This is a genomic window from Devosia sp. T2-14 (assembly GCF_055397495.1).
The window spans coordinates 2,021,084-2,034,924 of the sequence record NZ_AP027921.1 but is presented as its reverse complement, the minus strand read 5'-3'; the positions used below and the strand labels follow the sequence as shown (position 1 = coordinate 2,034,924).

Annotated in this window: 10 protein-coding genes and 1 tRNA gene; 6 read left to right on the top strand and 5 right to left on the bottom strand. The window is 63.9% G+C overall.

The genetic code is table 11. The features are described 5' to 3' along the window. Position 1 precedes the first annotated feature (1 nt). Genes ACZ5WT_RS09990 through ACZ5WT_RS09975 form a run of 4 tightly spaced genes read right to left on the bottom strand, consistent with a single transcriptional unit; the run spans position 2 to position 4,818 of the window. The gene (locus tag ACZ5WT_RS09990) at positions 2 to 1,522 is read right to left on the bottom strand and encodes a TolC family protein (RefSeq protein WP_464283643.1); all 1,521 of its coding nucleotides are present in this window, start codon (positions 1,520 to 1,522) and stop codon (positions 2 to 4) included. Further along, a complete protein-coding gene (locus ACZ5WT_RS09985; RefSeq protein WP_464283642.1) occupies positions 1,519 to 3,513 on the bottom strand; it encodes an FUSC family protein in 1,995 nt (664 codons plus the stop codon). The genes ACZ5WT_RS09990 and ACZ5WT_RS09985 overlap by 4 nt, the downstream gene beginning before the upstream one ends. Then, entirely contained in the window at positions 3,494 to 4,540 is a 1,047-nt protein-coding gene (gene mdtN, locus ACZ5WT_RS09980; RefSeq protein WP_464283641.1) for a multidrug transporter subunit MdtN, read from the bottom strand. The genes ACZ5WT_RS09985 and mdtN overlap by 20 nt, the downstream gene beginning before the upstream one ends. Continuing rightward, positions 4,540 to 4,818 (bottom strand): YtcA family lipoprotein, encoded by a 279-nt coding sequence (locus ACZ5WT_RS09975; RefSeq protein ID WP_464283640.1) that lies wholly within the window; start codon positions 4,816 to 4,818, stop codon positions 4,540 to 4,542. Before ACZ5WT_RS09975 ends, mdtN begins: the two co-directional genes overlap by 1 nt. 140 nt (positions 4,819 to 4,958) lie before the next feature. Between ACZ5WT_RS09975 and ACZ5WT_RS09970 the strand changes: the two genes are divergently transcribed. Further along, complete coding sequence (locus ACZ5WT_RS09970; RefSeq protein ID WP_464283639.1) at positions 4,959 to 5,555, top strand: IMPACT family protein; 597 nt, start codon at positions 4,959 to 4,961, stop codon at positions 5,553 to 5,555. A 53-nt stretch (positions 5,556 to 5,608) separates the two neighbouring features. Further along, entirely contained in the window at positions 5,609 to 6,106 is a 498-nt protein-coding gene (locus ACZ5WT_RS09965; protein WP_464283638.1) for a nucleoside deaminase, read from the top strand. Positions 6,107 to 6,194: 88 nt separating this feature from the next. Here ACZ5WT_RS09965 and ACZ5WT_RS09960 read toward each other — a convergent pair. Then, positions 6,195 to 6,271: transfer RNA gene (locus ACZ5WT_RS09960), tRNA-His, on the bottom strand. A gap of 270 nt (positions 6,272 to 6,541) precedes the next feature. Here ACZ5WT_RS09960 and ACZ5WT_RS09955 point away from each other — a divergent pair. The 4 genes from ACZ5WT_RS09955 (at position 6,542) to ACZ5WT_RS09940 (ending at position 13,796) form a co-directional block, all read left to right on the top strand. Beyond that, the gene (locus ACZ5WT_RS09955) at positions 6,542 to 9,214 is read left to right on the top strand and encodes a sensor histidine kinase (RefSeq protein WP_464287185.1); all 2,673 of its coding nucleotides are present in this window, start codon (positions 6,542 to 6,544) and stop codon (positions 9,212 to 9,214) included. 191 nt (positions 9,215 to 9,405) lie between these two features. Continuing rightward, on the top strand, positions 9,406 to 10,449 hold the full coding sequence (locus ACZ5WT_RS09950) for an extracellular solute-binding protein (RefSeq protein WP_464283637.1): 1,044 nt from the start codon (positions 9,406 to 9,408) through the stop codon (positions 10,447 to 10,449). 54 nt (positions 10,450 to 10,503) lie between these two features. Beyond that, complete coding sequence (locus ACZ5WT_RS09945; protein ID WP_464283636.1) at positions 10,504 to 12,147, top strand: ABC transporter permease; 1,644 nt, start codon at positions 10,504 to 10,506, stop codon at positions 12,145 to 12,147. 167 nt (positions 12,148 to 12,314) lie between these two features. After that, complete coding sequence (locus ACZ5WT_RS09940; RefSeq protein ID WP_464283635.1) at positions 12,315 to 13,796, top strand: ABC transporter substrate-binding protein; 1,482 nt, start codon at positions 12,315 to 12,317, stop codon at positions 13,794 to 13,796. The last annotated feature ends 45 nt before the right edge of the window (positions 13,797 to 13,841 follow it).

Genomic DNA, 13,841 nt, shown 5'->3' with positions numbered 1-13,841 from the left:
CCTACGGCACACCGGCATTGGTCAGCTGCCCCGTGGCGAAAGCCATGGTGGCGGCGGCGCTGAGGGAGTCACTGCGGGCCTGGGCGCGGGCATATTGGGCCTTGAGCAGGCCGGTCTGGGCGATGCTGATATCGGCCAGGGTGCCCAGCCCATTCTTGTAGTAGTTGAGCGCCGCGTCGTAGTTGGTCTGGGCGGCGTTCACCAGGGCCGTGGCCGCTGCATGGCCCGACAGGCTGGTGCGCAACACGTCATAGGCAACCACGATTTCGCGCGCTGCCAGGTTTTGCAGCTGGGCAAATTCCTGCTCGGAGGCCGCCGCCTGGGCAATGGCCGCATCCATGCGGGCGTCGCGCAGGCCGCCGTCGAAGATGGGAATGCTGACGCCCATCAACAGCGCCGCATTGGGCTGGTTGACGTCGAGGCTGCCGACGGTGCCAAAGCGGCTGTCATTGACCGAATAGTGGCCAATGGTCTGGTTGACGGTGCCAGTCACGGCCACCTTGGGCATGAACTCGGCGCGGGCGGCGGCAATGCCTTCCTTGTTGGCTTTGACGCGCGCGAAGGCCGCCTGCACATCGGGCCGCCGCTGCAGCGATGCCACGATCAGGTTGTCGAGATCGACCGGTACGGCGCGCGGCAGGGGGCGCCCCGAAATGTCCTGCACCTTGATAGTCGTGGTGGGCGAGATGCCCATGGATTCGAGCAGATAGTGATAGGTATTGCGCTCGCGTCCCACGGCCTGGGTCAGGTCGAACTCAGCTTGCGCGACAACCTGCTTGGCCTGCGCCACTTCCATTGTGGTCGCGACGCCCTGCCCCAGTCGCGCTTCCGATGCGGTCAACACCACCTTGGCATTGTCGAGCGCTTCACGGTTGATACGCGTCTGCGACCGCGCAGCGCTGTACTGGTAGAAGCCGTTGCTGACGTCGAAGATGAGTTTCTGATGCGCTGCGTTGAAGTTCACATTGGCGGCAAATGACAGTTGCTGCGCGCTGGCCAGCGCCGCATCGCGCCCACCAAAATCAAACAGCAGCCATTTGACCGCCAGGGCCGGAGATGCCTGCACGCCCTTGGTGGTGACCGTGCCCGACGGCACGCTGATCAGGCTCGTATCGATCCCGGGCGCCGTCGCCGAAGTAACGGCATAGCCCGCCAGCACATCGGCGGTCAGGATGGGCAAGTAGCTGGCTTCCACCGCTCCCGCGGCCGCAGCTGCCTCGCGGGCGCGCTGCCAGGCGGCGCGCGTCACCGGATTGGACAATTGTGCGATATTGATCAGCTCGGGCAGGCTGTAATTGTGGCTGGCATCCAGCTTGGGCGCGGCAATGGCGATTGGCATGCCACCGTCCGGCGTAACGGCGTAGTCGGCAATGCCGGGATTGACCGCCTCTTGGCCAGCAGCACCGCGATAGGGCGTCGAGGCGCTGGCCGGAGCCAGCTTGAGGGCGCTCGATGAACAGGCCGAAAGCGCGACGGCGATCAGACCCGCAGCGGCTAGGCCAAGCAGCCGGCGCGCCCTCACGACAATTGTCCAATGGCGGCGGACAGTTCGGTCTGCAATTCGCGATACAGCGTCATGGTCCGCTCCAGATCCCGTTTCCACCAAGAGCGTGCCGTGCCCTGTCGCGCGGCAACGATCTCCAGCCGCTCCAGCGCCGCATCGCCCCGCGCGAGACTGGCCGTAAGGTCGGCACGCGTCTGCGGTCTTGGTGTCACAATAGCTGAACCCGCACGATCGAGGAACTCGGCCGCCGTCGCTTCATAGGCAAGCGTTGCTGCTTTCACACAGCGCGGCGCGCCGAACAGGTAGCGAGGCATGCTTCGAGTGACTTCCAGCCGCGCCATGGTCTGGGCGGCGCTCTCCACCGCATCGGCTATGGTACGGCCATGTGGCAGCACCGGCGATTTAATGCGCAGCCGGTTAGCCTCAAACATAGAAAGCCCGCCCAGCCGCCTGGCTTCCGCCAGCAAGGGCCAGACGCTTGCCAGCCGCACGGGCTCGCGTTTCAGCGCGCGGCCCAGCGGCTCGACCGCTCTCTGCAGGGCCTTGGCAAAGCCGCTCGAAACACTCACGGGCCAGATGCCGAGGAAGATCAGCGCCACCACGACATTGCCGATCAGGATGCCGATGATGCGGTTGCTCGCCACCGCAAGATCAAACGTCGGTCCGTAGCCGTGCAGAACGCAGAGGAAGAAGGCCAGGGCCATCTGCCAGCCCATATACTGGATGCGCCCGCTGCCATTGGACACCCAGGCGGCGATGAAGCTTCCCACGCCCACCAGCAGCAGCAAATGCCCGATATCGGTCATATGCGGCATGAACAGGATGATCGAGCCGACGCCCATGGCCGCGCCCACGACGCACCCGGCGATGCGCAGGGCCGATTTGTGCAGGGTTTCCCCGGCGCTGCCGAGCGCCACGTAGAAACAGGTGATCATGGCAGTGTGGACTTCGAACCAGTCCCAGGCCGTATAGATCATGTAGGTGATGACCACCGCCAGCAGCGCCTTGAGGGCAAACTGGGTATATACCGGGTTGGTGAAGGCGTCGGGCGCCAGCATGGACGATTTTGGCTCGGCCGGGCCATCGTCAACAATCGCGCCGCTCCACAGCCCGGCGAGGCGTTCCCCAAGTTCGGGTAAGGCGCCCGGAACGTTCGAATGCGATGCCTGCCCGAGTGGTTCCCCGGCTTCCACCAGGTCAGCCAGTTGAACGAGCATGGCGCGCGTTTTGGCGTCACCTTCCCCCGGTTGCGCGAAGGCCAGGGTGAGCAAGTGCTGGCTGGCGGGCGCCATGGCGACCAGCCGGCCGCCTTCCTGCTTGGAAAAGTAGCCGAACAGCCCGCCCATGCGCGCCAGGGTACCGATCTCCTCGGTCCCCTCGGCCAGCAGCTCTTCTGCCTTCTCTCTCACGGCCGTTTCGCCGGCCAGCAATTGTGCGGCGACGCGAAGCCGGTCGGCGATGGCGCGGCGGGCAAGCCTGGCGGGATTGGGGCCGAACAGCACGTTGACGAGGATCAGCGTGGCCATGGGGAAAAACACCACGACCCACATCCAGCTCAGCCCGCGCGACAACAGCTCTGGAATGGGCACGATGTCATAGAGCGTCATGACGAAGGCCAGCACGAATCCCACTGTCGCCGCGATGGCCCCTGCCCGGCTGGCTTGCGAAAAGAACATGCCACCGAAGGTGAACAGCACCAGGAAGCCCAGCCGCAACATAGGCTCGTCGGCGGCGATCTGCAGGAATAGCAGACCAATCAGGATGCCCACGGAAGCGGCGACGATCAGGGCAATGGCGATGAGGATGCCGGAACCTGCATTGTTCCGCGCCGCAAAGAAGATCAGGTAGCAGGAGAGCGCCGCCTCGGGCACCTGCTGGCTCATCGACACCAGCACCACGATCATGCAGGCCAGCGCCATGCGCAGCGAACGGCCCAGCCGCCCGTCATAGGGCTTGAGTTCCTGCTTAAGGAATTCGAGCAAGCTGGCCCTAGTGGTTGGCGCTGCCATCGCCGGTCTCTGATTGGGTATCGGAAATGACGACGACTGCCGACGCTCCCACCCGCATCAGCCCATCCGGCGGCTCGTGCAGATGCACATAGACCGGAAAGCGCTTGGCGACCTTGACCCAATTGAGGGAATTCGAGACCAGCGGCAGCCCAAGGATGGTCGCCGATTCCTCCGACCTCACGCCCCAGCCGATTGCCGAAACCGTGCCCCGGATCGGGTTGCGTGAGTCGGCCATGACAAAGACCTGCGCCTCGCTGCCGATGACAATGGAAGGCAATTCGGTTTCGCGGAAGAAGGCCACCGCTTCCCAGCCCGAAGTATCGATCAGCGAGAACACCGTTTGCCCGGTGATGACATATTCGCCCGGCGGCATGATCAGCCCGACGACGCGGCCGTCGAAGGGCGCGCGCACGATGGTGTTGTCGAGATCGCGCTGGGTCAGCGCCACGGTGGCGCGGGCCGTGTCGACCTGCGCCTGGCGCGTATCGAGCGTGCCGATGATCTGGGAGGCGCCCTGTGACTGCTGCAATGCCTGATCCAGGCTGACCAGTGAATCATTGTACGCCGTGCGGGCCTGATCGACCTGCTGGGCGGTGACGAATCCCTGCTCCAGCAGCGGCTCCAGACGCTCCAGCGTCTGCCGGGCCAGGTCGGCATTGAACTGAGCACGCTCGATCTGCTTCTGGGCGACGTCGGCATTGCTCTGTTCGGTCGCGATATTGCGCTGGCCCTGCGCCAGTTCCGACTCGGCGGCGCGCAATTCGGCCTGCGCCTGATCGTGCCGCAATTGGAACGGCTCCGAATCGATGCGGAACAGCACGTCGCCCTTGCTCACCGCGGCGTTGTTTTCAACTTCGATCGCAATGATGCGCCCCGGCACCGTCGACGAGATATGCACGATGGGCGCTTCGATCTCGGCGACATCGGAGCGGGGATTGGTGACGTTAGTGGCCCAGGCCACATAGATCAGCACCAGCGTGGCGACGATGATGCCGTAGCCGATGATCTTTCCCAGAATCGCGCGCATCAGCCAATGACTCCCGACCAGATCAGCCACGCCAGAATGCCGCCCGAAATGGCCAGGCACAGATAGACCAGTGGCGGGGCGGGCAGATGCTCATCGATCTTGAGCCGGATCAGCAGCGCCCGGACGATTAGCGCCAGAATGACGCCCCCGACCGCACAGATGATCCAGGCCGGGAAGAACGATCCGAAGATCGGAACGGCTGGGGCCCCGGCTGTGCCGGAGCCGGAGCATCCGGCGAGGCCGACTGCCAGCAGCACCGCGAAAATCAGTCTCAACATGGGGGATTTCACCAGTGGCACCGCTCGTCAAACGAACATAGCGGTTTTGGCGCGGGCGTAAACCTCTGGCACCGCCCGCAGACGTGGCTTTGCCACACACTGTTCGACAGTTGCCCCGCGCCAACTGCTATAGGGGAGGCATGAGCACGCATCATACCCTGGCAGCCACCGCGACGGCCCGGCAGGAGATCAAGAAAAGCCGCTTTATGGCCATCGCCGCCCCCGTCGACGACGAAGAGGCTGCCAAGGCCTTTGTGGCATCGCATACCGATCCCGCCGCCAATCACAATTGCTGGGCCTGGCGGATCGGACAGGGTTACCGGTTCAACGACGATGGCGAGCCCAGTGGAACTGCCGGCAAGCCAATCCTTCAGGCCATCGATGGGCAGGGACTGGATCGCGTCATCGTTGTTGTGACCCGCTGGTTTGGTGGCGTCCTGCTCGGCAGTGGCGGTCTCGTCAGGGCCTATGGCGGCACCGCTGCCCTGTCCCTGCGAAGTGCCGACAAAATCCCAATCGTCGACACCGTGATGGCCGTGGTGACATGCCCGTTTGGAGACCTGGCCCTGTTGCAGGCGCGGCTGAACGCATTGTCGGACATGCAGATGAACCGCCCAACCTTCAACGACAGTGGTGCCGAATGGACAGTCGCCGTCCCGCGTGGCCAGGCCGACGAAGTGGCTCGCCTGGTGCCCAATCTCACGGGCGGGCGGGCTGCGCTGCGCTTTGAGGAATAGGCGCGTTGCGCCTATGGTCGGGCACGGCCAACTAGGTTTTGAAGGGAAACGCCATGATTACTGACCTGGATCGCAAGCATCTGCAGCGCTGTGTCGACCTGGCTGCCCAGGCCCTGACAACGGGCGACGAGCCCTTTGGTTCGGTGCTGGTTTCGTCCGATGGCCGGGTCCTGTTCGAGGACCACAATCACGTGGCCGGCGGCGACCATACCCAGCATCCCGAATTCGCCATAGCGCGCTGGGCCGCCAACAACATGACGCCAGCAGAGCGAACCGTTGCAACAGTATACACGTCAGGCGAACACTGCCCGATGTGCTCTGCCGCGCATGGATGGGTCGGACTCGGCCGCATCGTCTATGCCAGCTCCTCAAAGCAGCTGGGCGAATGGATGACCGCGCTCAATGCGCCGGAATCACCGCTGCACGCGCTGTCGATCGAAGACGTCATCCGGAACGCCCAAGTCGAAGGCCCGGTCGAGGAATTTGCCGAGCAGGTGCATCAGTTGCACGTCTCGTTCCACACAAAGGCCAAAAACGAGCCTGCTGGCTAGCGCGGTGAGGGCGACGCCAATGATTCGACAGGATCGGCGCGCGACGCCCGCCCAGGGACCTGACGCTTCACGATAGCAATAGGGAGAATGGTACCGCCTCCCCGGATTGAACGGGGGACCTCTAGATCCACAATCTAGCGCTCTAACCAACTGAGCTAAGGCGGCAAATGCTCTGCGAGGGAGGGCGTTGAGCACGTCCCGAAAGCGGGCGGAACATAGGTCGAGAATTTCAGGAAGACAAGCACCGAATTTGGCTGTGGATGACCTTCGTGCCAGACGGCTGATTTAACCATCCCTTTCGAAGGTCGGGGTCAGTGTTCGCGCCGCACTGGACCCTGCCGTTGGCGCCCTATATTGAAGAAACCTTGAGGTTCCGGGGGCAATATGTGTCGGAATGGCACATACACGAACCGGGAACGGAGAAATTTGTCGCATATGAATGCCGACTGGATCACATCGCCGAGCGCCCGCCGTGTGCTGCAGCACGCCGAGGATTCGCGGCCGGCCTGGCTGTGGTCGCAGGATGGTCAGGACCTGCTGTGGCAAAATGCAGCGGCCGAGCTGTTTCTGGCCAAGCTGAAAAAGTACGGCCTGAAGCTGGCGCCCGTTGCCGTGCCGATCAAAGGCCAGGTTGCGCGCAATATCCGTCTGGGCTCGATTGGCCGGAGCAGCCTGGCGCGCATCCAGTTCATCGCCGGTGAAAAGCCGACCTCGAGCACCTGCGCGACGACGCCTCTGATTTGGCAGGATGGCCAGACGGTGCTGCTGATCGTGGGCGTTGATCCCATCGACCCCGAAATTCTTGCCGCCGCCCAAGATGAAGCCGACGAGGCCATCGATGCGGTTGTGCCCGAAATCCCTCAGCCCGAATCGGCGCTGGTAGACGAGTCCGCGTCCGATTCGACATCCCTCGATGCCGACGCGGACATGGCTGCCGCACGCGAAGCGCTCGACGAGCCGACCCTGCATGAGCCCCCGCCGGATTCAGCGCCCCCGCCTCCCCAGCCCGACGAAAGCGTGGTTTACGCGCAGGAGCTCGAAAACTGGCGCGCCGTCGAGCAGGAAGCCAAGCTTGAGCTTGTGCGGCCCAGTGAGCCCGAGCCGGTCGTTGAAGACGAGGCCGAACCCGTCGTCGCCGAGAGCGAATCTGAACCCGAGCAGCCGGCCGAACCGGTCGACGAGGCAATGGATCTGCCTACGTCCAACCGCCTGAGCCGGTTGTTCGACCAGCTGGCCGCCGACGCAGAACTCTATACGGCGCTGACCGACGACGATGACCTGCCTCCGCAAATGCCGGAGCCCGAAGAGCCGGAAACCAAGCAGCTCTACAAGGTCACCGGACGCAATTTTATTGCTGAATTCGCCGAGACGGACGAGCCCGAGCTGACCGAGGCGGAAGCCGATCTCGACCAGTTGGCCGCGCTCGATGCCGCGGTCGAAGCGCCCGTGGAAACGGCCCCAGAGGAAGCGCCTTCGGAGGAGACGCCCGAGACCGTAGCGAGCGCCCCGGAGGCGCCCATTGTTTCGGCACCGCCCGATGCCGAGGCAGTCGAACGCGTCTCGCGCTATAATTTCGACGAGCTCTCCCGCATCCTCACCGATCGCGTGGGCGACGCCACGCCGCGTGCGACCGAACCCGTCGCCACGACGGAACCCGTCGCCACGCCCGAACCGCCCCGCACCGGTGCACTGATCAACCTGGGCGGCGAGACTCTGGTGCTCAACCGCCTGCCGCTAGGCATTCTGGTGTTCCGTGACCAGCAGATCCTGTTCGCCAACCGCGCCATCACCGAAATGGTCGGCTATGGCTCGGTCGAGGAACTGCGCAATGCCGGCCTGGCCGCCGTGTTCCCCGCAGCGGGCCCAGACGGGCACAATGCCGGCCCGGTGAACCATCTGGTGCAGCGCGACGGCACGCTGGTGCCTGTTACGGCGCGGCTGCAGTCCATGTCCTGGCAGGGGCGCCCTGCCCTCATGCTCTCGGCCAGCACCACCGAAGTGCGCACCGGCCACGAGGCTGCGGTCAATGCCTTCGCCCAGACCTTTGCCGAAGTGCGCGGCGATGGCTTCCTTGAAGCGTCGCGCGCTGGCGTCGTCAGCTCCATCACGCCCAAAGCCGCCCGCCTGCTCAACCAGCAAGGCTCGGTCGAAGGGCGGCCGCTTTCGACGCTGATTTCAGTCGGCGACATGGCCAATCTGCGCGAGTTCCTCGAACGTCCCGCCCGCTTTGCCGAAACCGCGCGCCCCTGCGTCACGCTGCGTTCGGCCTCGGGCACCGCCGAGATCATCCTGTTCGCGCAGGGACAGGCGGGGGTCGTCACCGGTCATTTCGGCTTTGTGCGTCCGCGCGAGGCCGCGCAACTGCGCATTGCCGGCACCACGGAATCCGATCCGGCCCTGCTGGCGCGGATCAGCCGCGGCGTGCGGCGGCCTCTCAACACGATTATCGGCTTTTCCGACCTCATCCGCACCGAGGCCTTCGGCGCGCTGCACAATGAGCGCTACGAAAGCTACGCCCAGGACATCACCACCGCCGGACTCGAAATCGCGGCGCTGGTCGATGAACTCGACGACTATGCCCGGCTGCGCGACGGCCGCTACATGCCGCAGCGCGCCAGCATTGATCTCACGGCGTTGCTTGAAAGCTGCGTGCTGCGTATCCGCCAGCAGGCCAGCGGCGCGCGCGTCATCGTGCGCAACGCCATTTCGGAAAACCTGCCCCGCATCACCGCCGATCGCGCGTCGCTGGCGCAGGCGGTGCTCAACCTGCTGGCCAGCGCCATCGACCAGACCCCAACCGGCGGCGCCGTGGTGATCTCGGCGCGTCGGGAAGATGATGGCGGAATCGCCGTGCATGTGCGGGACAGCTCAACCAATGCCGTGGACATGTCCGAGCGGTTTGTCGTGTTCCGCGATGGCATCGGGCAGAACGGCCAGATGATGGCACCGGTCCGCTCCAGCGTCGGCCTGGCGCTGACCCGCTCGCTGCTGGCGGTCAATGCCTTCTCGCTTTCCGTTGATCCGGCGGGCGCGCAGGGCATGCTGTTTACGCTGGTCATCCCCTCCGATCTGGTCGAACGCCCGGCTTTGCCGCCAGCCTCCGAGTAATTGGGCGCATTTTTCGGCAATTTCTCCGGCCGACTAAGAAGTTGAATCAGCACGGTTATTGCTCCGAAAAATTGAACCGTTCTAATCTGTAAGGCTTTGTTTTTGTTGAGCTTATTGACTTGCGCGGGCAAGTTGTGGTCAACGGAGCCATCCGGGCGAGACCTTGACCTCGCCTTAAGGGAGATCTTCAGATGACGAATACCCTTCGCCTTGCTGCGCTGCTCGCTTCCGTTGCCATGATCGGCGCTTCTGCCCCCGCTTTCGCCCAGAGCGGCGAAGTCAACATCTACAGCTATCGCGAACAGACCCTGCTGCAGCCGCTGCTGGATCGGTTCAGCGCAGAAACCGGCATCAAGGCAAACGTGCTTTATGCCGGCGACGGCCTGCTCGATCGCGTCGCTGCCGAAGGCGAACTCTCCCCCGCAGACGTGGTTTTGACGGTTGACATCGGCAATCTGGTTGGCGCCGAGGAAAAGGGCCTGACCCAGCCGATCACCACGCCCGTTCTCGATGAGCGCGTGCCGGCCGCTTTCCGTGACGACAATGACAACTGGACCGCACTATCGCTGCGCGCCCGCGTGTTCTACGTCTCCAAGGAGCGCGTCGACGCGACCGCCCTGACCTATGACGATATCGCCGGCCCCGAGTGGAAGGGCCGCCTCTGCACTCGTGCAGGCGACCATCCCTACAATATCGGCCTGATTGCCCAGCGCATTGCCGCCCATGGCCTTGATGCCACCCGCACCTGGCTCACCGCCGTGCGCGACAACCTGGCCTATGCCCCCACTGGCGGCGACCGCGAAGGCGTCAAGAACATCCTCGCCGGCACCTGCGATCTCAGCATCAGCAACACCTATTACATGGGCGTCATGCTGAACAACGACGCCGAGCCCGAGCAGAAGGAATGGGCCGCATCCGCGCGCATCATCTACCCCGACGCTGAAGGCGAAGGCACCCAGGTGAACGTGGCGGGCGGCTTTATCGCCAAGTACGCGCCCAACGTCGAAAACGCCAATGCGCTGATCGCTTTCCTCCTGTCGGACGAAGCCCAGGGCATCTATGCCGACACCAACTATGAGTTCCCCGTGGTTCCGTCGGTCTCGCCGTCCGAACTGACCCTGAGCTGGGGTACCCTCAAGCCAGTCAACACCCCGCTGGTCGAAGTCGCCGCGCATCGCGCCGAGGCCGCTGCGCTGGTTGACGAGCTGAAGTTCAACGAAGGCGCGCAGAACTAAGCTGTTCCGCGCGACGTCTTCCAGCGAAAGGGGACGACCATCGCTGCAGATGTGATGCAGGTGAAAACCACAGAGACCGGCGGGGCGCGAGCCTTGCCGGTCATTGCCTTTTTGATGGCTGCGCTGATGGGCCTGCCCATCCTGTGGCTAGGCTGGTCGGCGCTTGCTGCCGTGGGCGGCAGCAACGGGCTGGCCGCCACAATGCTGCCGACCTCGCTTCGCGATACGGGCCTGCTGATGATCTCGGTCGGGATCATCACCGGCTGCACCGGGCTGGTCGCGGCATGGCTGGTTACCCATTACGAGTTCCCGCTGCGGCGGCTGTTCGATTGGGCGCTGGTTCTGCCGCTGGCCGTGCCGACCTATCTGGCCGCCTATAGCTATGTGGAATTCCTGGGCTTTCCCGGGCCGATCCAGACCATCGTGCGCAGCATCAATGGCGCGACGACCCTCAAGGAATACTGGTTTCCCGAAATCCGCAGCCAGTGGGGCGCGACCATCGTGCTCTCGAGCGTGCTCTACCCCTATATCTACGTCGCCTGCCGCGCCTTTTTCCTGATGCAGTCGGCCAGCCTCAACATTGCCGCGCGCACCATGGGCGCTGGCGGCATGCGCACTTTCTTTTCGGTTACGCTGCCGCTGTCGCGCCCGGCCCTGGTCGTGGGAGTCACGCTGGCCATGATGGAGGTCGTCAACGACCTTGGCGCCGTGCAGTATTTCGGCATCAATGCCATCACCGCCATCATCTACTCCACCTGGATCAACCGCTCCGACTTTGGCGGCGCCGCCCAATTGGCCGTGACCGTGGTGCTGGTGATTGCGTTGCTGATTGCCGCGGAGCAGCGGGCCCGACGCGACCGAGTCTATATGGGCCACCGCGATAGCCGCGTGCCCCCGGCCCGCGAGCCGCTGCAGGGCGGGCGCCGCTGGCTGGCCTTCAGCTTTTGCCTCGTCCTGCTGGCCCTCGGCTTTGGCATCCCGGTGGGACAGCTGACCTACCTGGCTTTCCGGGTCGTCATGCCCGAGACCATCAGCATGACCATCGCGGCACTGGTGCCCACCCTTACGCTGGCCAGCATCGGCGCCGTCATCACGGTGATGGCGGGCCTGCTTGCGGCCAAGCTGGCGCATCGTTCGGGCCCATCGGGACGCGGAGCCATACGTCTCGCAACTCTGGGCTATGCCATTCCCGGCACCGTGCTGGCCCTCGGCTTGCTGCAGCCGCTCGGCCAGGCCGATCTCTGGTTCAATCGCCTGACCATGGCCCTGATGGACTGGCGGCCGGGCCTGATCCTCTCCGGGTCGATGGCCGCCCTGCTCTATGTCTATACGATCCGCTTTCTCGCGGTGAGCCACTCGACCATCGACGCCGCCATGAAGAAGCGCGGGGATTCGATCCTCGATGCCGGACGAGTGCTCGGCGCGCGGCGGCTGAGCCTATTGTTCAAGGTCGACCTGCCGACGCTGGCGCCAGCCCTGTTGAGTGCGGCCACGCTGGTTTTCGTCGAAATCATCAAGGAACTGCCCGCGACCCTGCTGCTGCGGCCCCTGGGAATCGATACGCTGGCCACGCTGGTCTACATGCGGGCCAATGTCGGACTTTTTGCTCAGGCGGCGCTGCCTGCACTGTTTATTGTGCTGGCAGGACTGATACCGGTCATTCTTGCTACGCGACTGGGCGATCGTAGGAAAGTATAACAGGGCGGCATGCTGCCATGTTAGTGACGATCCCCTATACATTTTCGCCATTGGCCGGGAAACTGCGGTTTCGCCGCGCCAAGCCAGACTGGATGCAGGTTGGCGCCTGGTAGCATCCATATGGCGCACCGACTGGCGGCATGGCCGCCGCAACTGGGAGTTGCTGCATGAACAAGACGTTGAAGGCATTCGGTCTCGCGCTGGCGTTGACCACCGCTATGGCAGGCATCGCGATGGCTCAGCCGACCGAGTTGCGCGTCGCCGTGGCCCTTGAGCCACCGACGCTCGATCCGACCGCCGGGGCGGCGGAAGCCATCGACATCGTTGTCTATCAGAACGTGTTCGAAGGCCTGACCCGCATCGACGAGAATGGCGCGGTGCAGCCAGGCCTGGCCAGCGAATGGACCATTTCGGAAGACGGCCTCACCTACACGTTCAAGCTGCACGACGGCGTGACCTTCCACGACGGCACCTCCTTTGATGCCGAAGACGTCAAGTTCACCTTCGACCGCATCCTGGCGCCCGACAGCGTCAATGCGCATCGCGAATTCTACGAGCCCATCCAGTCGGTGACGGTGATTGATCCGCTGACCGTGGAGCTCAAGCTCGACCGGCAGATCGGCCGGTTCCTGTTCGATATCGGCCGCGGCGACGCCGTGATCGTGGCGCCGGAAAGCGCCGATAACAACGCCACCCAGCCGATCGGCACCGGCCCGTTTGCCTTCGTGCAGTGGGACAAGGGCAGCCGCGTTATCCTTGAGGCCTACGCCCCCTATTGGGGCGAGCCCGTTCACCTGACCAAGGCGACCTACCTCTTCATCGGGGACACGGCGACCCTCACCAATGCGCTGCTCGCCGGCGACGTCGACGGCACCAACAATATGGGCAGCGACGCGCTTGCCGTGTTCCAGAACGATCCGCGCTTCCATATCCTGGTCGGCAGCACAGAAGGAGAAACCCTGCTTTCGACCAACAACAAGAAGGCGCCCTTCAACAACCTCAAGGTACGCCAGGCCATGGCCCACGCGCTCAACCGCGAGGCCATTATCGAAGGCGCGACCAATGGCTATGGCGTGCCGATCGGCAGCCACTTTGCCCCGCACAATCCCTATTACGTCGATCTGACCGGCACCTACCCCTACGACCCGGCAGCGGCCAAGGCGCTGCTGGCGGAAGCCGGCTATCCTGATGGGTTCAGCGCCACGCTGAAGATGCCGCCCGTAGCCTATGCGCGTCTCTCGGGTCAGATCATCGCCAGCGAATTCGCGGCGGTCGGCATCAAGCTCGAGCTGATCAACGTCGAGTGGGCCCAGTGGCTTGAGGACGTTTATGCCAACAAGGATTTCGACCTCACGATCGTCAGCCATGTTGAGCCGTTCGACATTGGCAACTACGCCAACCCAGATTACTACTTCGGCTACGATAATCCGACCTTCCAGGCGCTGATCGAGACTCTGAATGGCACCACCGATGAAGCCAAGCGCAAGGAACTTGCCATCACCGCGCAGACCATTCTCGCCGATGATGCCGTCAACGGCTATCTCTTCGAGCTGCCCCAGACCGGCGTTTGGAACGCTAAACTCACCGGCATGTGGCAGAATTCGCCCATCGAAGGCCTTGTCCTGCGCGACATCCGCTGGACCGAATAGTTCGCTGGAGGCCCCTGCCCTCAACCCCTCCCTGTTAACGGGAGG